Source organism: Chryseobacterium sp. JJR-5R, from assembly GCF_034047335.1.
In the GTDB taxonomy this organism is placed as follows: Bacteria; Bacteroidota; Bacteroidia; order Flavobacteriales; family Weeksellaceae; genus Chryseobacterium.
In genome coordinates this window covers 2585505-2610402 of record NZ_CP139137.1, presented here as the reverse complement: position 1 = coordinate 2610402, position 24898 = coordinate 2585505, and the positions used below count along the sequence as shown (strand labels likewise).

Annotated in this window: 23 protein-coding genes; 9 read left to right on the top strand and 14 right to left on the bottom strand. The window is 41.3% G+C overall.

What is annotated here, in order from left to right; genetic code table 11:
* Nucleotides 1-22: 22 nt before the first annotated feature.
* Both SD427_RS11510 and SD427_RS11505 read left to right on the top strand, forming a co-directional pair.
* On the top strand, nucleotides 23-508 hold the full coding sequence (locus SD427_RS11510) for a DUF4385 domain-containing protein (protein WP_320557942.1): 486 nt from the start codon (nucleotides 23-25) through the stop codon (nucleotides 506-508).
* A gap of 275 nt (nucleotides 509-783) precedes the next feature.
* On the top strand, nucleotides 784-1185 hold the full coding sequence (locus SD427_RS11505) for a hypothetical protein (RefSeq protein ID WP_320557941.1): 402 nt from the start codon (nucleotides 784-786) through the stop codon (nucleotides 1183-1185).
* 185 nt (nucleotides 1186-1370) lie between these two features.
* Here SD427_RS11505 and SD427_RS11500 read toward each other — a convergent pair whose 3' ends face one another.
* The 4 genes from SD427_RS11500 to SD427_RS11485 form a co-directional block, all read right to left on the bottom strand.
* Complete coding sequence (locus SD427_RS11500) at nucleotides 1371-1736, bottom strand: response regulator transcription factor (protein WP_320557940.1); 366 nt, start codon at nucleotides 1734-1736, stop codon at nucleotides 1371-1373.
* Nucleotides 1729-3240, bottom strand: coding sequence for a sensor histidine kinase (locus SD427_RS11495; RefSeq protein ID WP_320557939.1), 1512 nt, complete (start codon nucleotides 3238-3240; stop codon nucleotides 1729-1731). The genes SD427_RS11500 and SD427_RS11495 overlap by 8 nt, the downstream gene beginning before the upstream one ends.
* A 202-nt stretch (nucleotides 3241-3442) precedes the next feature.
* Entirely contained in the window at nucleotides 3443-5584 is a 2142-nt protein-coding gene (locus SD427_RS11490) for an ATP-binding protein (protein ID WP_320557938.1), read from the bottom strand.
* Nucleotides 5585-5760: 176 nt separating this feature from the next.
* Nucleotides 5761-7188 (bottom strand): SDR family oxidoreductase, encoded by a 1428-nt coding sequence (locus SD427_RS11485; RefSeq protein WP_320557937.1) that lies wholly within the window; start codon nucleotides 7186-7188, stop codon nucleotides 5761-5763.
* 240 nt (nucleotides 7189-7428) lie between these two features.
* Between SD427_RS11485 and SD427_RS11480 the strand changes: the two genes are divergently transcribed.
* Both SD427_RS11480 and SD427_RS11475 read left to right on the top strand, forming a co-directional pair.
* Nucleotides 7429-7590: a hypothetical protein gene (locus SD427_RS11480; protein ID WP_320557936.1), complete on the top strand. Its 162-nt coding sequence runs from the start codon at nucleotides 7429-7431 to the stop codon at nucleotides 7588-7590.
* A 192-nt stretch (nucleotides 7591-7782) separates the two neighbouring features.
* Complete coding sequence (locus SD427_RS11475; protein WP_320557935.1) at nucleotides 7783-8484, top strand: phosphatase PAP2 family protein; 702 nt, start codon at nucleotides 7783-7785, stop codon at nucleotides 8482-8484.
* 265 nt (nucleotides 8485-8749) lie between these two features.
* On the opposite strand, the gene SD427_RS11470 is transcribed toward SD427_RS11475, so the two are convergent.
* The 9 genes from SD427_RS11470 to SD427_RS11430 all read right to left on the bottom strand — a co-directional run bounded on the left by SD427_RS11470 (nucleotide 8750) and on the right by SD427_RS11430 (nucleotide 16249).
* Complete coding sequence (locus SD427_RS11470) at nucleotides 8750-8944, bottom strand: cold-shock protein (RefSeq protein ID WP_320557934.1); 195 nt, start codon at nucleotides 8942-8944, stop codon at nucleotides 8750-8752.
* Nucleotides 8945-9017: 73 nt separating this feature from the next.
* Entirely contained in the window at nucleotides 9018-9758 is a 741-nt protein-coding gene (locus SD427_RS11465; RefSeq protein WP_320557933.1) for a DEAD/DEAH box helicase, read from the bottom strand.
* A gap of 1112 nt (nucleotides 9759-10870) precedes the next feature.
* Nucleotides 10871-11515, bottom strand: a complete 645-nt coding sequence (locus tag SD427_RS11460; RefSeq protein ID WP_320557932.1) for a MarR family winged helix-turn-helix transcriptional regulator — start codon at nucleotides 11513-11515, stop codon at nucleotides 10871-10873.
* A gap of 48 nt (nucleotides 11516-11563) precedes the next feature.
* A complete protein-coding gene (locus SD427_RS11455; protein WP_320557931.1) occupies nucleotides 11564-12262 on the bottom strand; it encodes an SDR family oxidoreductase in 699 nt (232 codons plus the stop codon).
* Nucleotides 12263-12454: 192 nt separating this feature from the next.
* Nucleotides 12455-12736 carry a TIGR03643 family protein gene (locus SD427_RS11450; protein ID WP_320557930.1) on the bottom strand — a complete coding sequence of 94 codons (282 nt, stop codon included), beginning with the start codon at nucleotides 12734-12736 and terminating at the stop codon, nucleotides 12455-12457.
* 115 nt (nucleotides 12737-12851) lie between these two features.
* Nucleotides 12852-14156, bottom strand: a complete 1305-nt coding sequence (locus SD427_RS11445) for a DASH family cryptochrome (protein ID WP_320557929.1) — start codon at nucleotides 14154-14156, stop codon at nucleotides 12852-12854.
* Complete coding sequence (locus SD427_RS11440; RefSeq protein WP_320557928.1) at nucleotides 14108-14263, bottom strand: DUF2256 domain-containing protein; 156 nt, start codon at nucleotides 14261-14263, stop codon at nucleotides 14108-14110. Before SD427_RS11440 ends, SD427_RS11445 begins: the two co-directional genes overlap by 49 nt.
* Nucleotides 14264-14265: 2 nt before the next feature.
* Nucleotides 14266-15585, bottom strand: coding sequence for an AarF/ABC1/UbiB kinase family protein (locus SD427_RS11435; RefSeq protein ID WP_320557927.1), 1320 nt, complete (start codon nucleotides 15583-15585; stop codon nucleotides 14266-14268).
* Between the two features lie 10 nt (nucleotides 15586-15595).
* On the bottom strand, nucleotides 15596-16249 hold the full coding sequence (locus tag SD427_RS11430) for a TetR family transcriptional regulator C-terminal domain-containing protein (protein ID WP_320557926.1): 654 nt from the start codon (nucleotides 16247-16249) through the stop codon (nucleotides 15596-15598).
* 94 nt (nucleotides 16250-16343) lie between these two features.
* Here SD427_RS11430 and ribA point away from each other — a divergent pair, with 94 nt between their 5' ends.
* Nucleotides 16344-16934 (top strand): GTP cyclohydrolase II, encoded by a 591-nt coding sequence (ribA, locus tag SD427_RS11425; protein ID WP_320561040.1) that lies wholly within the window; start codon nucleotides 16344-16346, stop codon nucleotides 16932-16934.
* 250 nt (nucleotides 16935-17184) lie between these two features.
* On the opposite strand, the gene SD427_RS11420 is transcribed toward ribA, so the two are convergent.
* Nucleotides 17185-17616: a hypothetical protein gene (locus tag SD427_RS11420; protein WP_320557925.1), complete on the bottom strand. Its 432-nt coding sequence runs from the start codon at nucleotides 17614-17616 to the stop codon at nucleotides 17185-17187.
* A gap of 639 nt (nucleotides 17617-18255) precedes the next feature.
* Here SD427_RS11420 and SD427_RS11415 point away from each other — a divergent pair.
* The 4 genes from SD427_RS11415 to SD427_RS11400 all read left to right on the top strand — a co-directional run bounded on the left by SD427_RS11415 (nucleotide 18256) and on the right by SD427_RS11400 (nucleotide 24895).
* Nucleotides 18256-18981 carry an NUDIX hydrolase gene (locus SD427_RS11415; RefSeq protein WP_320557924.1) on the top strand — a complete coding sequence of 242 codons (726 nt, stop codon included), beginning with the start codon at nucleotides 18256-18258 and terminating at the stop codon, nucleotides 18979-18981.
* 17 nt (nucleotides 18982-18998) lie between these two features.
* The gene (locus SD427_RS11410) at nucleotides 18999-20483 is read left to right on the top strand and encodes a xylulokinase (RefSeq protein ID WP_320557923.1); all 1485 of its coding nucleotides are present in this window, start codon (nucleotides 18999-19001) and stop codon (nucleotides 20481-20483) included.
* A gap of 97 nt (nucleotides 20484-20580) precedes the next feature.
* A complete protein-coding gene (xylA, locus tag SD427_RS11405) occupies nucleotides 20581-21909 on the top strand; it encodes a xylose isomerase (RefSeq protein WP_320557922.1) in 1329 nt (442 codons plus the stop codon).
* Between the two features lie 94 nt (nucleotides 21910-22003).
* Nucleotides 22004-24895: a SusC/RagA family TonB-linked outer membrane protein gene (locus SD427_RS11400; protein WP_320557921.1), complete on the top strand. Its 2892-nt coding sequence runs from the start codon at nucleotides 22004-22006 to the stop codon at nucleotides 24893-24895.
* The last annotated feature ends 3 nt before the right edge of the window (nucleotides 24896-24898 follow it).

Genomic DNA, 24898 nt, shown 5'->3' with positions numbered 1-24898 from the left:
TATTTACTGACAATATTTAAATATGAAAGAAAAGAAGCCCAGCTACCTGAATTTTAATTCTGAGGATTATCCTTGGAAACCGGATATTGATTACCGTGCTAATCCTGAACTTTATCTTGTGGGAAAAGGCGAACAGGGCGTCCTGATCTGTGAACCGTATAAAAGTGAAATAGGGCAGTACTGGCGTTTCAAGACTGTGGAGATTGCAGAGGAAAGTTCAGAAAAGATTTTCGGGATGTTTAGGCAATATATTAAAGATCGTGATTTTGTAGGTGCAGATATGGCCAGGAAATACCTGCAGATGGGGTATACGCGGGCACGAAGGTACTGCAATTATAAAGGAGGCAGGAAGTATGATAAGGAGAACGGATACCAATCGCTGGAAAGGGGGACCGGTGATCCTGAAAAGGCAGCATCGGCAGCAATTTTTTATGACCGATGGAAAGAAGCAGAGGCCGACAGCCAATATACCCGGATGAAAGCTGTGTGGAAGAAAGACAAGGGCTGAAAATCTGTGATTTGCATAGCGATTCTTTAGAATGATAGGAGGCCTTTCATAGTACGAAAATATAATTTTACGATAATTTTAGATATATTTTATGATCAGGATTATAAAATATTAAGTTTAGCATATATTTTGATTCACAGCATATATCTAATATTTTTAAAAAGGAAAATACGGTCCTGGTCATATATGCAGATTACAGTCAATCTTATTCTATCCGTTTTTAATTATTCATTAGCACATGATGAGGTTTGATAAAACAGTAATAATGGATACCAATGACATTAATAACACCCTTAATTTCAGATACCGAACTTTATGCCTTGATAATGCGGAAGGAAAAGGATGGTTTTGACTACCTGTATGATAAGTATTGCGGCCTGTTGTATGGCCTTACACTACAGTCTTTATGCCTGAAAAAATATTCAGATGAGATTATCGAACTTACGTTTATCAACATATGCAATGCCATACATTTGTATCCTGGCCAGCAAATGAAGCTTAACATCTGGATAATATCTGTTTTAATACAGACTACCAAGGATTACCTTGATTCAAAGAGCATAAATTATACTTTTGTAAGCGGAAATTTCCCTCTGTTCATCTTCAGGCTGAAGGAAGAAGAATCCGTTTCCTTAGCACATAGTTCTGATACTGGTGCTGTTATGATTGGCGTATAAATTTATAAAAGTTTACCCGTGATAATTCAGAGATCTATCTTTATAGGTATCCATTGTGAATCTGAAAAACAAGCAACATAACTTTACTACCCGGACCGGACTGCATCAAGCGCGAATTTTCGGAATGAAACAAAACATTCCGAAACAGGTCTTTAATTGGTAAAATTCAGCCTTTATTCAGTAGATTAATTGTTCAATAAATTGTTGATTTTAAAAATAATATCATCAAGATCAAAAGGTTTGGCTACAAAATCATTGGCTCCTGCATCAGCGGCAATGTCGCTGCCGTCTACACTGGCGGATAAAACAATGACCGGCATATCTTTTATCTCTTCTGTATTACGGATCATCTTCAGAACCTGGTCACCGGATAAAAGCGGCATCCAGAGATCCAGCAGGATAAGATCAGGCGTATTGTTTTGAATCTGTTTGATCAGGTTGGTACTGTTGATCTCAGTAAAGACTGTAAATCCTTCCGTTTCAAGGAGCATCTGCAATACATCCAGTATGCCCTGATCGTCATCACAGACGATGATCTTTTTGCTATTCATTTTCATCATTTTTCATTATAGGTAAAGTAAAGCTGAAGGTTGATCCTTCACCTACTTCACTTTCTACCCAAAGTGTTCCGTTATGGTTAACGATAATTTCGTGTGAAATATAGAGGCCGATACCAAGCCCCGGAAATTTTTTCTGTATATCCCTTGCCCTGAAAAACCTTTCGAAGATCTTTGCTTTGTCCTGGGCATTGATGCCCATTCCATAATCCTTTACCGAAATCTTCACAAAATTTCCTACCTTACTTAAATAGACCTCAACATCATGTGAACCGGGTGAGTATTTAATGGCATTGGAAATCAGATTGTTGATTACCTGTGAGATTTGCAGCTCGTCCCCTAAAACGTCTGATTGCGTACTGCCGGATAAGGAAATCTTATGGTTGGGAGCGGCTAACGACAGGTTTTCTACCGTATCGGTGATTGTTTTATCAATTTTAAACGGCTCCTTGTGGAGTTCTATGTTGCCCGACTGGATTTTAGAAGTATCCAGAAGGTCTGATATCAGGATATTGAGGCGGTCTACATATAAGGATACTTTATCAAGCGTTATGGTATATTTATCAGAAGAACCCTCAGGAACCATCCTTTGAAGAAGCTGGATAAGCCCTTTTATTGTTGTTAGAGGGGTTTTAAGCTCATGGCTTGCTATAGAAAGGAAATCATCTTTGCGGCGGTCAATTTCTTTCTTCTCCGTGATATCTTCTATTGCAATTAATATCCTGTCTTTATATTGTCCCTCAAACTCAATGCGGTACGCATTCACCAGCATTACTTTTTTGCCGATGTACGGAAAATCATGTTCCACTTCGTAATCCACAACCGGGTTATTGGTAGGAAGTATCTTCATAAGGAGCTCCTTGAAAGGCCCGATGTTCCACTGGTTGTTTCCGAGTTCAAATAAAATTTTCCCTACGGTATCTCCTGACGTGACTTTAAATGAATTTAAAAAATGGTTGTTCGCGCTCAGTACTTTATAATCGGAATCCAGCACCAGGAGGCTTTCCCGTACGGTCTGTATAATACTGGAAAGGAATACTTCTTTTTCGGCAAGTTCTTTTGTGCGTTCCCTGATTTTTCTTTCAATTGAAGATTTTTCTGCAAGCAGTTCATGTTCAGACCTCTTGCGCTCAGTGATGTCATTCTGGACACCGATAAAATGTGTGACTTTGCCTTCTTTATTTTTAACGGGTGAAATAAAAAGTTCATTCCAGAACAGATTGCCGTTTTTCTTATAATTCCTGATCTCCACGCGGCACTCATCTCCGTTAATGATACATTCCCTAAGGAACTGCCTTTCGGACTGTGAACGGTCCTGGGCCTGGAGAAAGCGGCAGTTGTGTCCTATGATTTCATCATAAGAATAGTCTGTCATCGTTTCAAATGCCTTGTTACAGTAGATAATAGGATTGTCAGGCTGGGTATTATCGGTGATTACAATTCCGCAGTTAGCCGAATCCAGTGCCTGAATATAAATGTCAATATTATTATCCGTCATTCTGTAGCTTGTTTTTGTAATGCTTTCAAATTGTGTTGTATTAATGACATTAATCTGCAAATATGAGAAAAAACATAAAATTTTGCAAATTTGTATACCGATTACTTGATACACAAATAGTATGCCTCTTAATGATCAATGTATTATAATTATTTAACTTATTTAATACCATCAGATTACCACAGTTTTCTTAAACATGCATTTACACCTTTTCTTTCGCCGGAAGGGTAAACCAGAAACGACTGCCTTTGCCTAACGAGCTTTCAACACCGATATCCCCTTCATGACGCCTGATGATTTCAGATGAAATATACAGCCCGAGCCCGAGTCCTGAATATTTTTTACCCTGGTGGTTCGCCCTGTAGTAACGGTCGAATATAAAAGGCTGGACAGCAGGATCAATACCGTCACCGTTGTCCTTTACGCTGATTCTTATCTGCCCGTTGTCCAATGTTTCTGTAGAAAGGTAAATGTCCCTGGAATCCGGGGCATATTTAATGGCGTTGTTCACAAGATTTACCACTACCTGTTCAATTCTGCTTTCATCGGCAAAAACGGAAGCCTCACGGTCTCCTTCTATAATAAGGTTGTATTTACCGATAAACCGGATATCATTGCAACAGTTATCCAACATTCTGGAAACATTGAATACTTCTTTTTTCAGTTCAAGCTGCCCTTCACTGATGCGGTGCATATTCAGGAGGTCATCCACCAGGGCATTCAGTTTTTTCATACTGCCTGATGCCTGATCGATAAGCCTTGGAACCATTTCATGGCCAAGATTCCCCTTCAGCCTTGTCAGAAGCTGAATCGTTGCTTTCAGGCTGGTAATGGGTGTTTTAAGTTCATGGCTGGCAATTCCCAGGAAATCGTCTTTCTGGGCTTCATAGTTTTTTCTTTTGGTAATATCTATGGTAACCCCGTTCATGTGTGCCGGATTTCCTTCATGATCATATCCCGGCAGTCCTGAAGCACTCATCCAGTGCAGCGAGCCATCCGGCCATTTGATCATGTATTCGGCATGATAGGGGAGCGCATTCTTTATGGAATTGTCTATTTCTTTTTTTACATATTCCCTGTATTCAGGCAGGATGCTGTTCATCAGGTCATCAAAATTGAAGGGATCTTCATTGGCAAATCCGTAATTGGCTTTGCAGATTTCAGAACAGCTCATTATGCCGGTCTTGAGGTTCAGGTTATACGAGCCCAGCCGGCCGGCATGCAGGGCGATCTTAAGATGCTGGTTCAGCTCTTCAAGTTTTTTTCTTTTGTTGATACGGTCGGTAACTTCATTGCCAATCACAATAATAGCCACAGATTCCCCGAGTTCATTTTTAAGCGGCTCATAAATGAAATCGAAGTAGCAGTCATTGATAACGCCTTCGGAATCCAGCCTCACATGGGTAGTATCGCATACATAAGAACTGCCTGTGGTAAAAACATTGTCAAGTATATTCAGATAAGGCTGGCCTTCCAGTTCGGGCAGGGCATTCACAAGTGGCATTCCGATAATCGAACCGGTCTTGCCCCATATCTTGAGGATCATATCATTGGCAACTTCTATCATCAGTTCCCTCCCGGTTAAGATACCAAATGCCACAGGAGCATGGCTGATAAATGATTTCAGGCGCTGTTCGCTGTTTTTGAGGCTTGCGTTCAGTGAAACCGTCAGGTCATAGGATTTGCTCAGTTCATTGTTCACTTTGTTAAGCTCATCATTGGTGGCTTCCATTTCCATATTGAACTCGGCCAGTTCGTGTACTGCATCTTCTAAATTTTTCCTGGTTGCATTCAGCTGGATATTTACCTGCCTTACTTCATCTATGGTATCAAGGGAAGATCTCCGGAGTTCTATATGGTCCATTGCCGTTTTGGCAAGGCCTTCAAGGATCAGCCTGTCAGCATCACTGAATATTCTTGATTTTTGGTCAATGATGCACAAAGTACCGATAGAAAACCCGTCATGGGTAATCAGCGGTGCTCCTGCATAAAAACGCAGTCCGAAATCGCCGGTAACATTGGGGTTGGCGATCAGGCAGGGTTCTTTCAGAGCATCTTCAAATACGGTTAATTTTTCGTCCATCACCGCAAGTGCGCACAGGCTTTTGCCTCTGTTGGTCCGGGTTGCTTTACCCATTCCTATATTTGCTTTAAAAAATACAGATTCGGCATCTACAAGGGAAAGCAGTGACACCGGAGTATTAAAAATCTGTGCAGCAAGCCTGGCAATTCCGTCAAAGCTCTCTTCGGAAGGCGTATCGGTAATCCGGTAGCGCTTCAGGGCATCAAGACGGTGTGCTTCGTTTTCAGGTACGATATTTATTCCAAAAGTATTTTCAATCATAGTGCTGTTCTGATAAAATAAGAAAAGTTGCGCTGACAGATGCAGTAAAGGTATTATAAAAAAACAAAAAAGTGGTACCTCGCAAAATTTGTATATTCCGTTTATTAAAAAGCTGTTTGCAAAAAATTCAACTGCATGGATTTACCGGGATTTGTCCGGATTGAAACGCTGCAAAATTACCGGTCATCAGTAAGTTTTTTAATCATTCCGTTAAACAGGTATGCATGGAACGGAAGTACGGAATACCAGTACAGCCTGCCCATCAAACCCACAGGCCTGAATGTGGCCTCCTGGATCAGTTTTCCGTCTTCAATTTTAAAATCCAGCCATGCTTCACCCGGCATTTTCATTTCGGCAAAAAGCAGCAGCCTTTTATCTTCCTTGCTGGCATATAATACCCTCCAGAAATCCACGCTGTCTCCGGCATTTACCGTAGCTGAATTTTTACGGCCTCTTTTCAGTCCCACACCACCGAAAAGCTTGTCCAGCATACCTCGTATGCTCCACAAATGATTGGCATAATACCACCCGTTCTTCCCGCCGATTCCGAAAATTTTACTTAAGGTCTTTTTTTCATCTTTCACTTCATGGGTCCTCCGGTCTTTAAAGACGCCTTTGCAGGGAACCTCCAAAAATTCCCACACATTTTTAGTATAGCGGTAATTCCCGAATGAATCATACCATGTCGACAGCACTTCATTCTGTTCGATTTTATCAAAGCTCAGCTTCAGGCTTTCGCGGTAAGTCAGGAGCTTTACATTCAGCTTTTCTGCCAGGTCGTTATCTTCGGCTACTACGTTAATGGTCATACTGTCAACCAGGTTTTTTGCCAGTGCATAGGAAGTTGAAGTAATGAAGTACAACCAGTAAGAAGATAATTTAGGACTTAGGAACGGAACGGAAATAATCACTCTTTTAAGCTTGCGCTCGCTGGCAAACATGAGCAGCATTTCCTTGTAAGATAATACATCCGGGCCTGCAATGTCAAAATGCCTGTTATAGGTAAACGGCTTGTGCATAACACCGGTCAGGAGCTCGATAACGTTTCTGATACCAATCGGCTGGCAAAGGGTCTTAAGCCATTTAGGAGCAACCATTACCGGTAATTTTTCCACCAGATCGCGGATAATTTCAAAAGATGCCGATCCTGATCCGATGATAATCCCTGCTCGGAGCACGGTAAGGCTGTAGTTTGGAGATTTAAGTTCTTCCTCAACATCTTTCCTTGACTGGAGGTGTTTGGAAAGTTTATCTTCATTTACAATCCCCGTCAGGTAAATGACCTGTTTGCAGGAAGTCTGTTCAATGATTCCGGAGAAATTCCGGGCAGATATTTTTTCCGCTTTGCTGAAGTCTGCATTGGAAGACATGGAATGTATAAGATAATAGGCAGCATCAATATCTTTTTCTATCGGAACAAGGGTTTCAGGATCGTTATAATCATGTTCAACAATGCTCAGTTTATCCTGGTAATTACTGTACATGGAAGTGTCAAACCTCTTTCTATCACGTACTGAACAGATTACTTCATGCCCGTCGCTTAAAAGTTGGATAAGCAGTCTCTTTCCAATGTATCCTGTTGCTCCTGTAAGAAATATTTTCATCTTGTATTTTTATTATTGGTTTTGCCGGTATTCTTTTTTCTGCTTGAATAGAGAACCCATATTTGTAACATAGAATTAAGTTCCCTATGCATTGAAAGTTTACAAAACTGATACCATAGGATGAACTTTTTTTATTTTAACTCCCGGTTTTTTAAAAAATGGTCTGTTTTATGCTAAAAGAATAATAAGCAGGTGATGAATGCCTGATTAATTGCCAATAACACCACAAAATTATACAATATGAAAGAATCTACTCAATGGGACAGCTCCTCAACAATGACTAAGGAAATCGAACGTCAGAAAGCAATAAAAGTTCTTGAAAAAGCGAAAATGATTAGCAGGAAGGTTGTTTTTTTGCCTAAAGGAGCCAGTGGAAGCCTTAAACAGAATAATTTATTTTAGTTTTTGATTCCTTTTAAGAATAATAAGCTACTTCGGTAGCTTTTTTTTTGCAAAAAAATACAGGGCTGTACATTTTCCTTCCATCATTTTACTGAAGCAGTCACCTGATTAATCTCAGGGGATTTTTCTGATCAAGTAGTTTCACCAATATACAGCTTTAAAATTATCGTTCATCAATCTATTATTCCGTTCATGCATAAAAAAAGATACGGGATCTTTGAGTCCTTTGCCAATTCAGTATTTTTAAATGCTTTGTTGTTTTTTCTGCTTTCCTTTTTATTTTTGGTACTGACTTTTTTCGTGTTGTCTAACCGCTCTGCCTATTGGGATTACTATGTGACGGATATCCTTCAGCATCAGCAGCATACTGTTCTGGATTATGTTATGAAAGCATTCAGCTGGCTGGGCAGGGTAAAGGTCGCTTTTTTTGCCATCTGTATGGCCTCATTGTTTTTTCTGATTTCAGGAAAAAAAAGAGAAGCCATCCTGGTCGGTTCCACGGTACTCTCCGGGGCCATAAGCTGGACCCTGAAAATGCTGATTGACCGCCCGAGGCCCGGTGCAGATGTCGTAAGGGTTATTGAAGAAACGAAATACCAGAGCTTCCCCAGCGGCCATGTCCTTTTCTACACGGTTTTCTTCGGGATATTATGTATAATCGTATATTATTCAAAAAGCATAAGCAGAAAGGCCGGAGGCATAATGATTTCTCTATTGGCTTTCTTCATTGTCTGCGGAGCCGTTTCAAGGATTTATCTCGGAGCACACTGGTTTACCGATATTCTCGGAGGACTTATTATCGGGATCCAGTTTCTGCAGATCGCACGGCTGCTGTACCTGAGGAGCAGGCCGGATCCGGATCATGATAAACCGGAGACAACCTTACCTGATTAAATTTTTAAAAAATCTGAATATGGGTAACGGTAACAGAAAACGAAAAGCAAAAAAATACCCTCTCATATTCATGAGAGGGTATTGATCTTATTCTTTTATTAATTCGGAAAAGCTCGGAAAATTTGTTCTGCCAGGTCAGATGGTCAGACCAGGCAGGATAATGGGATTTGTCGACTCAGTATTTGTGTTTTTTGTTCACCAACCAATTCCGTTATATACAAATCTTCAGGCTCTTTCTTATCCGAAATCTTTCAGGAAATTTTAATTATGCAAGCTTAACGTTAACGGCATTTAAGCCCTTTTCGCCTTTCTGTACATCAAAAACTACTTTGTCATTTTCACGGATCGACCTTACAGCCAGTCCTGAAGAATGTACAAATATATCACTGCTTCCGTCTGACGGAGAAATAAACCCGAAACCTTTTGTTTCGTTAAAAAATTTTACGGTGCCTTCTTGCATGGTAATTATATTAAATTGTTGTTATTATTAATTGTGTATGGTAATAATCATTGATACCGAACTATCTGCGGGCTTAGTTCTTATACCGGAAATCCTGTGCGGCGGCAGGCATGGTCAATTCTATCGGTACATTCGGTATATTTCTTTTATCAGGATACACCGGCGGCGGGATATTCTGTGCTTTCGGTAAAACGGCAACTTCTGCCGGATTCTGGAGCAGGCTCCCGGCAAAAGCACGGATCTCTGCAGGCATCGTAGCGGAGAAAAACAAAGTCTGTCTCTTTTTTGGGGTCATCTGTACGATTTTCTTTACCTCACTGATCAGCTCCAGATCAAACATGATATCGGCTTCATCCAGTATCAGTATTTCGATTTTAGAAAGATCAATATGCCTTTGGTTTATCAGTTCCAGAAGCCTTCCCGGTGTTGCAATGAGGATATCCACTCTCTTTCTTAAGGCTGCCAGCTGGCCTCCTGCAGAAACACCTTCAAAAATACAGAGTTGGGACAAAGGGAGGTATTTGCTGTACATCTTAAAATCATCTTCAACCTGCACCGCCAGTTCACGTGTCGGGGTCAGGATAAGGATTCTTATTTCATTATGGTCTGGCGTGTTTTTTTTCAGAAGCTGCATAACGGGCATTGCAAATGCGGCTGTTTTTCCCATTCCCGCCTGTACGCATCCTAGGATATCCTTTCCCGCTAAAATATGGGGAATTGCAGTATACTGAATTTCGGTAGGCCTGGAATATCCGGCTTCCGTAACGGCACGGACAATAGGATTAATGAGATTTAAATGTTTAAAGCTTATCATGGACATCAGAATTTCTGTTGTTTTTATGGGCAGATCTTTATTTATATGATCTGAATTGATGTATTTTTGTAAACAGGTTATTCAAAGAATTGCTTTTTTTAACCTATTCATTTGCTTCAGCAGCAGCAAATGTTCTCATTGAAAACACAGCAGGCTTTGCAATGCATATCTCACACAATTGGTGGCACATGAATCTATGACCCCTGACCTTTATTGCGGCTCATCTACATCTTTAAGTAAAAATAAACTTTATAAAAGGATTGTTTTGCCTGTTTGGATATTCCCGAACTCAGCCAGCCAATCGCCTGTATTATTCTATGGTAATAAAATGAAGTTTAAATCGGGCAGCTGAAAAGCGAGACTGAAAGAAAAATTGTAATTTTAAACTTATACAGAATGGCAAAGGCAGAAACCTGTTTGTAAATGCTTTTGCAAACATACGATAAAAAAACCGAATAACAGCAGTTTTAAGATGTTGATTATCAGAAATTTGTTATTTAGTATGCCGTGTTAAACCATGGTCCCTACAGCACAGATGACTTTACCATCCCGATATGCAGGTTTCCCTGTCCATTAATGAAAACTGTTAAAGATTTTTGATATATATGCTTCTGAAAATGGTTTGCTTTATTAGGGCCCGTCATAAACCGGAAGTATGTAAGGCTGTATCCGTCGAAACTTATTCCGGTAAGCAAGTTTTATGTGATTGATATTGAGCGTAAAGCAGAGCCTGTTTATTTACAAAAGTGATTGTTGAAAGAAGCCATTATTTACATCGGTAGAAAATGGTTTGTGCTTGCGGATGAAAACCGGTATGTTATTGACCAGTAATGAAAAGTAATGGAATTTGAAGAATGCGATTTTTTGTATCTTTTCCGCCGATAGAATCTCTTTACAAAACTGTTCTTATGATTACTAAGGCTGGAATACCTTGAATTGTATTAAATTAATCTATGAATCAATGTTTTAAGGAACGTCAGTTTTATACATATTGATTGATGATAATAGGCTGTATGATAACGTATTAAATGTGTTTTTTGCCGATCGTCTTAATCAGTTTTAAGATCGCTGTGGTATTCCTTGAATAAGGAAAACAGGATTTCTCCTATAAATTAAATCAACTGGCGGATCAGGTTTACGTCTGAATTTCTGTGCTCGGAATACAGGTGGGAATGAAAATCATTCAGCTTGATTAAAGTCTTTAATAAATCGCTTTTTTCTTCATCGCAGAGTTTACCTGACAGGATCACAGAAGTAAGATTTACCTTTTCAACCGACTGGTGAAAACGGTCTTCCCCTTTTTTGGTAAGGTTCAGCCTTTTGCTCCGGCGGTCTTCTTCGTCATTTTTTTCTTCAATCAGCCCGGCTTCCAGGAGTCTTTTGATGATCTGCGTTCCGGTCTGCTTTTCATGGCCGTTTTTTTCAATCAGCTGTATTTTGGTGAGGTTTGGTTCGTCTTTCAGCCGGTACAGGTAGGTGAATTCTTCATTAGCCAGTTCAGGGAATTCCCCAAGCCCTTTTCTTACCAGCTGTTTAGAATACCTGCTCAGCAAAAGGATCTGCTTACAGATTTCATTTTCTCTGAAGGAAACCTCATGCTGTTCATTCTTAAAAAGCTTGGTAGGGCTTTCTTCCCTGTATTTTTTATCATTCAGCCACAGCCGGAAGTCTTCCACTTTAGCCTGGGGCGCGTAGGATCCGGAATTTTCAAAATCTTTTACCTGCAGAAGCAGATCGATAAAAAAATCAGTATGCATGATATAATTTTTGGTGTAAAGATAGATGTTTGGATACGGGATTCAAAATTACAGTTTAACGCTTCCCATTCCGCCATCAACCCCGAAAACCTGCCCGGTAATCCATGTTGCCTTATCAGAAAGTAAGAATGCTGTCATCTCTGCCATTTCTGCAGGGTTCCCGATTCTTTGCAGCGGATGCCTTTTGCCGGAAGCCTCTCTTTTTTCCGGGGTGGAAAGCAGCTGTGAAGCAAGTGCCGTATCTGTTAAAGAAGGCGCGATGGCATTGACCCGTATTTTCTGTGCCGAAAATTCTGCCGCAAGGCTTTTTACCAGTCCTTCAACGGCACTTTTGCTGGCAGCAACCGAAGCATGAAAAGGCATTCCCAGTTTCGCTGCTACGGAACTGTACAGTACAATGGACGAACTTTCCGGTTTTTTCAGATTCGGAAGCAGTTTCCGGATGCATTTTACAGCTCCCAAAACATTGATTTCAAAATCATTCTTAAAATCATCTTCCGTAAGGCGGTTAAACGGTTTCAGGTTGATGCTTCCTGGCGCATATACAAGCCCGTCAACACTTTCAGGAAAGGTAATATCGTCTAAATTTCCGGTAAGGATATCCATTTCATGAAATTCGATATTCTCATGCTGAAGTTCCGGGTTAAACGTCCTGGAAATACCGGTGATTTTATGGTTTTCCGAAAGGATTTTCGCAGCAGCCAGTCCGATCCCTGATCCGCATCCGATGATGACAATATTTTTCATATGCTTATTTTTTAGTTTATTATTGATTAAAATTTCAAGGATGACTCTTAAATATTTTCTCCTGATTTTTAGATTTGATATAAAAAATCTGCGAAAATTATTAAATGGTTTCCTATGTTTTATTGTTCCTAAACAGAATATCCATCAATCCGGAAAACAGGAGAGGTCAGATCCGGCATTTAACAGTAATTTCTATCTTTTTGAAATCTTATTATTGCTGATTACACGCTGCCTGCTGCACCGGAACCGGATCATTTCTTCGCTTCTTTTCATAAGGTGCTTTTGGCTGACTCCGGAATTGACCCGCTTCCTCCACAACCTGAAGCTTGACGGTTTAAGCTCCGAGCGCATCAGCTGGATTACTTCTGCTTCACTGATCCCGAACTGAAAGGCAATGGCCTCAAACGGTGTCCGGTCTTCCCATGCCATTTCAATAATCCGGTCTGTCTGTTGGGGACTGAATTGTTTATCCATAATATATAATGTGTTTGTTTTATAAAATTGTCTGATTGTACCTATTGTCTTTTTCTTATTGAATTTTTAGGTATTTTATAACCCAAAGCCGAAAAAAAACGACTGTTCCGTATGGTTATCTGTTCAGCCATAACTGTATGAATTCCTGTTCGGGGTCATACTGGGCTGCCTGTTTTTCGGGACTGAAGACCCTGTTCCGCGGATCATTTCCGACTCCGGCGAGGTACATCCAGTTGCCGTAATTGCTGTGTACATCGTAATCAATCAGCATTTCTTCAAAATAAGCGGCACCCGCTCTCCAGTCCTGTTTGAGGATTTTACTGAAGTAAGAAGCCACATTCTGCCTTCCCCGGTTGCTCATCCATCCGGTATGCTTTAGTTCCATCATATTCGCATTGATGAATTCGGATGCTGTTTCTCCTTCGGTCCACTGCCGGATCAGTTCCGGGTCAGGATCATAATCATATGCCTTCCCGTTAATGCCGTGCTGACGGAACACATTGTCTCCGTATTCTAACGACGTATGCCTGAAGAAATCGCGCCAGAGCAGTTCAAAAACCATCCAGTAAGAAGATTCGCTGCTCCGGTGCCGGGCTTCATATCTTTTTATTTCATGGTAAACCGTTACCGCAGAAAGGCTTCCGTCGGCAAGCCATGCAGAAAACCGGCTGCTGTAATCGGTACCCTTCATTCCGTTTCGGGTTTCTTTGTAGGTGTCCAGATTTCGGGTTTCAGAAAAATAATAGGATAATCGCTGTGATGCCTGCCTTTCACCTCCCGAAAACGGGAAAGCGGTACGGCTGTCGGGTTCATATTCATCAAACCCCAATGACTTCAGGCTGACATCATCACTGGTAAAATGAAGTTCAGGACCGGATTTATCATAGTCCGAATGCTCGGAATCAAATTCCTCACGGACCGTAAAGTTTTTTTCAAGCTTCTGCCTGAACGCGGTAAACTGTACTGGGACTTTTGAGAAATACGCCTGCGTAGAATCAGGACTGATAAGAAACTGGGAGTATGATTTTTCCCAAGCTGCAGAAGGCAGAACGCTTTTTATCCTGCGTTCCGTTTCGCGTTCCTCCTGTGTCCATTCCTGCTGGCAGAAGATTTTTTCCACCGTGTATTTCTCAGAAAGTGCCCTGAATACAGATTCCGTTTTTCCGTATTTTACAAGAAAAGGAATATTCTTTTCTTGTAGAACAGAGCTTAGGCCCCGAACACTTTTCAGCAGGAACTTAGCCCGGTAACGGCCGCACTTCCTGAATCCCCACTGTCTTTTATTGTAAAAATCCTCATCAAAAATATACACGGCAAGAAACGGCGTCTCTTCCTGCATAATCCGGTACAGGGATTCCTGGTCTCTCGTTCTCAGGTCTTTGGTGTACCAGAGGATATTGATTTTTTGTTTTTCCGGCATCGTTCGCTGCAGTATTTGATTTCGTCCCAGTTTTTTTTCCATTTTTTGCGCCAGTTGAAAGGAAGTCCGCAGACTTCACAGGTCTTTGAAGGCAGTCCGGCAGGCATATTTACGGTTTTACAAAATTTTTGTAATTGTTGATGACCACACGGTTTGATTTCAGGTCATGCATCATATGGTACAGCCCGAAGAATGTCCTGTTAAGATAAATAAAATGCCTGGAACCCCTGTTGGCATTCATCCCTTTCATATCGCTGAGCTTTGAATACCGCTGTCCGAGGTCTGCGATTTCATTAAAAAACGAATCATCGGAAAAATCAAAATCTTCCCTGTTGAATGGACGGGTAAACAGTTCCAGCAATTCATAAAAGAGCTTGGAGAAAAATGCTGTTTCCTCAGGCGTATCATCGTCTCGCAATATTTCCAGTGTGTATAATTTCTCCCTGAATATTTCAGGATCCTTCAGGTTTTCCGCTCTGGCCATTTCAAAATAAGGCGTATAAAAATCTTCCGGGATTTCCTTGATGCACCCGAAATCGATTACCAGCAGCTTCTGATCGTCAGAAACCAGAAAATTGCCCGGATGCGGGTCTGCATGCACTTTTTTCAGGATGTGCATCTGGTACATGTAGAAGTCCCAGAGGGTCTGGCCTATCAGGTTCAGCTCTTCCTGCGTATTGTTTTTTTTGGTGAACTCTGAAAAATGGAGCCCGGGCATCCAGTCCATCGTAATGATCTTTTCACAGGAATATTCCGGATAATAAGTAGGGAAAAGAAGATTCGGAAGGTGCCTGCATTCCGCTGCAAAATGCTGGCTCCGCTGAAGTTCTAAGTTATAATCCGTTTCCTCATAGAGTTTGTCTTCAACTTCCTGGAAATAAGATTCCGAGCCGTCTTTTTTAATGTTGAACATCTTCATGGCGATCGGCTTTACCATTTTAAGGTCGCTGCTGATGCTCTCACGCACGCCTGGATACTGTATTTTCACGGCAAGGGGCCTGTCATTTTTCCGGGCTTTATGGACCTGGCCTATGCTTGCTGCGTTTACTGATTCCGAAGAAAATTCATCAAATATCTCCTCAGGGTTTCTTCCGAAGTATTTCCTGAACGTCTTCCTCACCAATGCTCCAGAAAGCGGCGGTACTGAAAACTGTGACAGTGAAAATTTTTCCACATATTCCACCGGAAGCATATTCTTCTCCATGCTCAGCATCTGCGCAACTTTCAGGGCAGAGCCTTTCAGTTCTTTCAGTGAATCATATATGTCCGAAGCATTGTCCTCATTCAGGATCTTCCTTGCTTCGCCTTCATCCTTGGTTATCTTATTGCCGTAATATTTCAGGTAATTGACGCCCACTTTGGCACCTGCTTTCAGGAGGCTGCCCGTTCTTTCAATTTTCCCCGTCGGTATTTTATCTAATGTTTTCATAAATGCTTGTTTACCGGTGTTCTTTCCATAAAAATTTTCCGAGATCGAGAAGCTTTTTCAAGGGTTCATTATCGATTAGTTCAAATCCCGTATCAATTGTTTTTTCAATGAAAATATCTGTTTTTTCAAAGTCCCGCGACGTGTCTTTTTTCCAGAACTCAATACACGAAACCAAATGAAGCCATAAGGCCTGCTGCCTGGATTTTTCGTTAAAGTTCCTGATTTTCTCTGCCTTCCTCAGTATTTCCCATTCGTTGAAATCCAGCGTGTTGATAAATTGCTGATGGGTTCTCTTCAGGCTGTCCAATACCTTTGCATGGTCCATCCTGTCTTTTCCCAGCAGGGAAAGCACAAGTGATCTGTTCATCGTCAGGTTCTCAAAGAAAATGAAGTAGACATTCAGCAGTTTTTCCTTTGCCGTCACTCCTTCCGAAATATTGACTTCAGCCGCCAGTTCCAGGGATTTTTTAAAAAAATGATTAAAAATTTCCCTCTCCATATGCTCAAACCCGGAAAAGAAATGATAGAATTCTTTTTCTTCAAACCCGTTTTCTTTGGCAAACAGATATACATTTTTCGGCTTTTCGCCATGGTTAAGAATATAATCGCCATACAGTTCGAGTATGCTTTCCGAAGTTATATAATTCTGATTTTGATTATCCATTTGAATTTCTTTCTTACAAATTTAGTAAATTATATTACTTTAAATTAAAACAAAGTATAAATTTGTACTATATAAATGATTTAAATTTTAGATGATGTTACAAATACAGGCACAGTCTGATATCCCGACTGACTTTGGGGTCTTTACCGTATATGCATTTTCCGAAGATAATACAGACTGGATGCCGCATCTGGCATGGGTTTCTAAAACAACGGATTTCGACAGGGCAGTTCATGTACGGTTCCATTCAGAATGCATCACGGGTGAAGTTTTCCATTCAAAAAAATGTGAGTGCGGCCAGCAGCTTGACGCAGCCATGAAGTTTGTCTCTGAAAAAGGGGGAATGATTATTTACCTGAGGCAGGAAGGCCGGAATATCGGGATCATCAATAAATTGAAAGCTTATGCCCTTCAGGAGCAGGGACTGGATACGGTTGAAGCCAATCTCCGGCTGGGGCTTCCGGCAGACGGAAGGAATTTTGAAGCAGCCATAGAAATGCTTAAGCTTTTGGAAGTTAAAAGCATTTACCTGCTTACCAATAATCCTGACAAACTGAAAGCGCTGGAGGGCAGCGGCATTACCCTGGCCGGAAGGGTCCCTCTGGAAATAAACTCCAATCCGGTAAATGAAAGCTACCTGATGACCAAGAAAGATTATTTCGGCCACCTGCTGGAGAAGATATGAGATTTATGTACAACCGGATTGGTCAATCAATAACAATACGGGTTGTTTGCCATATGATAAGATATATGGATTACTGCGAAATACATTGTATTGACACAATTGCTGAATTGTGATTAGGCCTCTTACAATATAAGAATGCGGCATAATTTTATGTCGCATTTTTATATATAGCTTAAAAATACCATGAGTCTAATTCTAGTTTGGATTATCCTCAGATGCAGTTCTTTGTTGAAAATAGAAGAGTTGCCTGTTAACCGTACTTTCTGTTGGAATTGTAACTGCCGGCCGCAGGGATTTGTATGCCATGAAAATTATTGTAGGTATAATACAGGTCTTTAAAATAAATTTCCGTTTCTATTTCATATTTCTCTGCAACCGGAATGCTTTTCTGGAGTTTAGGAGCATCCGTAAGAATTTTTTCCTCAGTAATTATGCTTTTACTGCAGTGGCAGTACTGATGATCGTTCTGTGTATGCTCATGGAGATTAACCACTTTTATTTCCGTATGTTCATAGCTCCTGCATTTGTCAAACGTTTCCTGTTCCAGCGTAAACCAAGGCTCACCGTGATAAAAAAAATGATCGATAATTTCAGGATGGCCGGAATCTCTTTTTTCCAAAGGTGCAGATGAATAGTAGCCATTGCATTGTGTGCAAATAGCAACCTGTATTTTTATAGACATAATATCGGATTTAAGTGTTGCGGTTTTCCTACATCAGAAGTTGTGCCATACCTGTAAAATTGGGAAAAAATTAATACGGTAACTGAGATTCGGGACCTGAAATCATGCGTGTCCGTTTCAGGTTCACCTGTCATGGCAGCCATTATACGGTTTGTGCATATGCCATTATTTTTCCCGAATAAAAATTGTCGGTAAAGGCTGATTTTTTAATGTTCCGTTCTCAAAAAATTAATCCTGATTCTGATTCTAAAATTCTCTTTCGCTATGATTTTGCGGTCTCGCATGTGAAAACGGTAAAAGAAAAATCATTTTTTTTAAGAATATATGGCCCGGAAAGTGTCTTTATACGCTTTTAATTAAAAAAAAATCAGGCAGATTTTAAGGTTTCTTATCATATGATTTTAATGAACAATTTATCCGGTTATTTTTTATTTTTTTTTACGTAATGGGTTGCTGATTCATATAATAGGATATTAATAAGTGTGTTTTTTATGATAACCTTATCATTTTTTTTATACAATACTTATCATTAAAAATAGATATGTAAATTATTGATATGTAGTTAGTAGTGGTAATTTTATTTTTTTTATTCAATTGAATTTTTATATTTGTGATGTTACATAAATGTTAACATTTTAAATGAGCCCTGATTTTATTCATACGTACGTATCTGTTGATTGTGTTGTGTTCGGATTTGATTACGAAAACAGGCTGAACATTTTACTGGTTCAGCGCCATGTGGAGGATGTTCCTTTGGAGCGTCAGAGAAAACTGCCGGGCAGCCTTATTTTCAGTGATGAGGATGTTGACGATGCCGCGCAAAGGGTGCTTCATGAGCTTACGGGTATTAAGAAAATGGTTCTTAAGCAATTCAAATGCTTTGCAGATCCGGCGCGTGCCACCAGTGAGCATGACATCAGATGGATGGGAGAGGAGTACAAACATGATATCGACAGGATTATTACTGTAGCCTACCTTTCGCTCTGTAAAATCGATCATAAGATCAACAGTACGAAATACGATACCGTAGACTGGTTTCCGATCGATGAGGTGCCTACACTCCCTTTTGACCATAATAAAATCATCAGCGAGTCTCTGGTGGAGATCAGAAAATGGATCGAGTCTGATTTCACCATTATTTTCGAGCTGCTGCCGAAAAGATTTACCATCAGGCAGCTGTATCAGCTGTACACGGCCCTAAGTGAAAAGCATATCGATATTAAAAACTTTCATAAAAAGATATCCTCATTCAACTACATTGTCCCTTTGGATGAAATAGAAAAAAATGTTTCGCACCGAGCGGCAAGATATTATAAGTTCGACGCCAAAGTCTACAAAAAGAACAACACTAAACTAATAAAATAATACCCCTTTTCTAAATTATGTATTTACTAGGCTATGACATTGGCAGTTCTTCCGTGAAAGTGTGTCTTATTGAGGCATCCAGCGGCAAAGTGGTTGCTTCGGAATTTTCTCCTAAAAAGGAAATGAAAATCACTGCTGTTCACCCGGGATGGGCAGAACAGAATCCGGTCGACTGGTGGACCAATCTTAAACTTGCACACGAAGCCGTTATGCATGAGTCCGGGGTACATCCTGAAGATATCAAGGGGATCGGCATTACCTGGCAGATGCACGGTCTTATCCTGGTAGATAAAGATCAGAATCTGCTGAGGCCTTCCATTATCTGGTGTGACAGCCGTGCGGTTCCATACGGCGAGCAGGCATTCAAAACCATCGGACAAGAAAGATGCCTTTCGCATCTGCTGAACTCACCGGGAAACTTTACCGCTTCCAAGCTGGCATGGGTAAAGGAAAATGAGCCGGAAATTTTTAATAAGATCGATAAGATCATGCTGCCGGGGGATTATATTGCCATGAGGCTTTCCGGGCATATCGGGATGACGGTTGAAGGTTTGTCTGAAGGGATTTTCTGGGATTTTAAAAATAACTGCATCTCAGAGGACGTAATCAACCATTACGGAATCCCGAAAAGTTTTTTCCCGGAAATTATTCCCACTTTCGGAATCCAGTCGACAGTTTCGGCAGCCGCAGCTCAGGAATTAGGACTGAAAGAGGGAACACCTATTTCCTACCGGGCAGGGGACCAGCCGAACAACGCACTTTCTCTGAATGTGTTCAACCCCGGGGAAATTGCTTCTACAGCAGGCACTTCAGGCGTTGTATATGGTGTTCTGGATCAGCTTGAATATGATAAGTTATCCAGGGTAAATACGTTTGCCCACGTAAACCACACTCCTGAACAGATCAGATTAGGTGTTTTGCTCTGCATCAACGGGACCGGGATTTTAAACTCATGGCTGAAGCATAATTTTGCCACTTCACTGGCTTCTTACGGCGATATGAACGAACTGGCTTCACTGTCACCGGTCGGTTCCAAAGGGCTGAGCATCGTGCCTTTCGGAAACGGGGCGGAAAGGGTCTTGGAAAATAAAGAAACCAACTGCTCAATTCACGGGATTAATTTTAACATCCATTCAAAAGGTGATATTCTGCGTGCCGCACAGGAAGGAATTGTTTTTTCCTATGAATACGGAATGGATATCATGAGGAGTATCGGGATGGACATCCGGGTAATCAGGGCCGGGAATGCCAATATGTTTCTGAGTTCCATTTTCCGGCAGTCGCTTTCCAGTGTCAGCAACGCTGTTATTGAGCTTTATGATACCGACGGAGCAGTGGGGGCAGCAAGAGCGGCAGGAATGGGAATCGGTTTTTATGCAGATTCCAAAGAAGCTTTTGCTTCCCTTGAAAAAATAGCCGTGATAGAACCGGAACACGAAAAACAGGAACAGTATATAGAAGCCTATTCCAGATGGAAAAACCATCTTAAGGAAATCATCTAACAGACAATAAAGGAATTCTTCCATGGCACTTACCGGCTGTCTTATACCGGTGAGCAGGGGATTTTTATATAAAAATTTAAAAATAAATAAGATCAATATGAACACTTTAACAGGTACAAAAGAGTTTTTTACAGGTATTGAAAAAATTCAGTTTGAAGGAAAAGAAAGCAGAAACCCAATGGCTTTCCGCTATTACGACGCAGAAAAAATCATCATGGGGAAACCGATGAAAGAATGGACGCGTTTTGCAATGGCCTGGTGGCATACCTTGTGTGCTGACGGAAGCGATCCGTTCGGCGGACCTACCATCCATCATCCCTGGGACACAGGAAACGATGCTGTTGCCAGAGCCATGCACAAAATGGATGCAGGCTTTGAATTTATGTCCAAAATGGGCTTCGGCTATTACTGTTTCCATGATATCGATCTGGTAGCACCTGCTGACAACTGGAAAGATTATGAAAAAAACCTTCAGTCTGTCGTAGCATATGCAAAACAAAAACAGGCAGAAACGGGAATCAAGCTTTTATGGGGCACGGCCAATGTATTCACCCATGAAAGATACATGAACGGCGCTTCCACAAACCCGAACTTTGACGTTCTGGCATGTGCCGGGACCCAGGTTAAGAATTCTATTGACGCAACCATCGCTTTAGGCGGTGAAAACTACGTATTCTGGGGAGGAAGAGAAGGGTATATGAGCCTTCTGAATACCGACATGAAACGTGAAAAAGACCATTTGGCACGTTTCCTTTCCATGTCCAGGGATTATGCACGCCAGCAGGGTTTCAAAGGGACTTTCCTGATCGAGCCTAAGCCGATGGAGCCTACCAAACACCAGTATGACTATGATTCTGAAACGGTAATCGGGTTTCTGAGGCATTACGGGCTGGATAAAGACTTTAAGCTTAATATCGAAGTAAACCATGCAACACTGGCAGGCCATACTTTTGAGCATGAACTTCAGGTGGCCGTAGATGCAGGATTGCTCGGAAGCATCGATGCCAACAGGGGAGACCACCAGAACGGATGGGATACGGATCAATTCCCGGTAGATTACCATGATATGGTTCAGGCATGGCTGGTTCTCCTTCCTGCAGGAGGTTTAGGAACAGGCGGCGTGAATTTCGATGCCAAAATCAGGAGGAATTCCATTGATCCTGAAGATTTGTTCATCTCTCATATTTCCGGAATGGATGTATTTGCAAGAGGCCTTCTGGCAGCAGCGGATATTCTTGAGCATTCAGATTATAAAAAACTGAGAACAGACCGTTACGCTTCTTTTGACAGCGGAAACGGAAAAGCATTCGAAGAAGGAGCCCTTACCCTCGAAGACCTTCGGAAGATAGCACACGAAATTGGTGAACCTCAGCCGAAAAGCGGAAAACAGGAACTGTTTGAAGCAATCGTCAATATGTATATCTAATACGGTAAAAGGCTGAAAATAAACACTAAGGATTTTTATACTGTAACTATTAACGGCCTTTTATCTTCAATCCTAATATTTAAAAATAATAAGTATGAACCGATTTTATTTTGCTAAAACCAATAAGGCGGCAATATTTTTTGCCATGGCTTTATTGCCTTCAGGCATGGTTTATTCCCAGGTTAAAAAAGATACGGTAACAAAAGAGAAGAAGATTGATGAGGTGGTTGTTATCGGATACGGTACCCAGAGAAAAGAGTCTGTAACGGGTTCCGTAGCTACTGTAAAAGGAGACGCACTGCGGGAAGTGCCTTCCGCAAATATTACGCAGGCTCTGCAGGGCAGGGCAGCGGGTGTGGATATTACCCAGACCTCCACAAAACCGGGGGCTGCCATGCAGATCCGTATCCGTGGGACAAGGTCGTTAACGGGGAATAATGATCCGCTTATCGTTCTTGACGGCATTCCGTTTACAGGATCACTGAGCGACATCAGCTCCAGTGACATTAAAAGCCTTGATATCCTGAAAGATGCATCCGCAACGGCAATTTATGGTTCCAGAGGGGCAAACGGGGTTATCCTGGTAACCACCAACAGGGGATCAAAAGGACAGAAGCCCAAGTTTACCTATAATACATTTACCGGCGTTCAGACGCTCTTCTCTAAGTATCCTATGATGGATGGAGAAAAATTTGCCAAACTTAGGGCGTATGCCGTTCCGGCCGGTACTAATACCCCATTATATAACAATGGCGTAGATGAAAGCAATAACACAAATACAGACTGGCAGGATTTATATTACAAACCGGCAATGATGACGAGTCATGACGTCGGGATTTCAGGCGGTACGGAAGGCGGAAATTATAATGTAGGGCTGTCTTATTTCAAACAGGACGCACTGATCCCGATCCAGAACTATGAAAGATTTGCTTTAAGAATGGCCATTGATCAGCAGATAGGCAAAGTATTCAAGTTTGGTTTCACAACCAATACCAATTATTCTGTATCAGAAGGAAACGGGCTGAATCCCGGAGCGATTTTAGGATATTCGCCGTTGGCAAACCCTTATAATGCTGACGGAAGTCTGAAGCGGACCATGATCACAGCAGGAGGGATAGACCAGACCTGGATTTATACACGTCAAGGGATAAACGGCCTGGGAGACAAATATATTGACGAAAGTAAATCTTTTGCCTCGTATAATAATATGTACGGTGAGCTTAATATTATAAACGGGCTTAAATACAGATTAAATGTAGGATTGGATTACCGCACATCCAATAGCGGGAACTATGCAGGAGTAGGTGTATTCAATACCAATCCGCTCGGGCCGTCATCTGCAGGAAGAGGAAACAACCAGACCTATCACTGGGTACTGGAAAACCTCTTGACGTACGACCGTACTTTCGGAAAACATAAAATCAATGCTGTAGGGTTATATTCAGCCGAAGGAAACAGGATTGTCAGTTCTTACATGAGTGCCAGAAATGTTCCGGCCGACTTCTTCCAATACTATAATCTAGGGCAGGCTCCTCAAGCCGATATTTCTGTGAAACCCGAAGATCAGCTGTATATCCAGAACGGGCTTCTGTCCGCTATGGGAAGAGTAATGTATACTTTTAACAACAAGTATATGCTGACGGCTACTCTGCGCGCAGACGGATCTTCCAGGCTGGCTCCCGGAAATAAATGGCATACCTATCCGGCAATATCACTGGGATGGAATATTACCAATGAATCCTTCATGCAAAATGTAAAATTCATTAACCTTTTAAAACTGAGAGCAGGCTGGGGACAGACTTCGAACCAGGCAGTTGCTGAGTACTCTACATTGGGCAGATTGGGTGTGGTACCGTATAATTTCGGTAATACAAACAGTACCGGTGTATATGTAACTGAAGCACCCAATGCCAATCTTGGCTGGGAATATTCTAAAACACAGAATTACGGATTGGACTTTGGATTTTTCAACAGCAGGCTTACCGGCAGTGCAGAAGTCTACAGAACCCATACAGTAGATCTTTTAACCCGTAAATCGCTTCCTATTTCATCAGGCATTGCCTCTCAGACCGCAAATGTTGCGGAGTCTGAAAATAAAGGGGTAGAAGTTTCCTTAAACGGTATTATCTTCGATAATCCTGAAGGGTTCACCTGGGAGGCAGGCGTAAATTTTTACACGAATAGAAACAAAATCTTATCACTGGCTTCAGGGACTGACCGGGATGAAAACAATTTATGGTTTGTAGGCCATAACATCAATGCCATTTACGATTATCAGTATGTAGGCCTCTGGCAGGCAGGAGATCCTTACCAAAGTATCCTGGAACCGGGAACTCCGGCTGACGTAACAGGTTCGATCAAAGTATTGTATACCGGAGGTTATAATGCAGACGGTACGCCGGTTCGTGCCATAGGTCCTGCAGACAGGCAGATTTTTGATACGGCTCCTAAGTTTCAGGGAGGGTTCAATATGCGTTTCGCGTACAAAAACTTTGATTTAAGCACAGTAGGGGCATTTCAGCACGGAGGTATACTGATCAGTTCACTGTATGGTTCTGCAAGTTACCTTAACAGACTGACCGGCAGAGGAAATAACGTAGATGTAGATTACTGGACGGAAGATAATACCGATGCATATTTCCCGCGCCCGGGCAGGCATTTAAGTGGTGATAACCCTAAATATTCTTCCACTTTAGCGATGTTCGATGCTTCATACCTGAAATTGCGTACCATTACTTTAGGATATAACGTAAACAAGGAATTTTTGAAAGATTTAAAAATCAACAGCTTCAGAATTTATTTTACGGTAACCAACCCGGTGGTATTGTTTTCTGCATATCATAAATTATCAGGAATGGATCCGGAACCCAACTCTGTAGGTAATCAGAACCAGGCAGTAACCGGATATCAGGCCCGACAACTGATTATAGGAACAAATAACCCTTCCACAAGAAATTATTTAATGGGGCTTAATTTAACTTTTTAATAT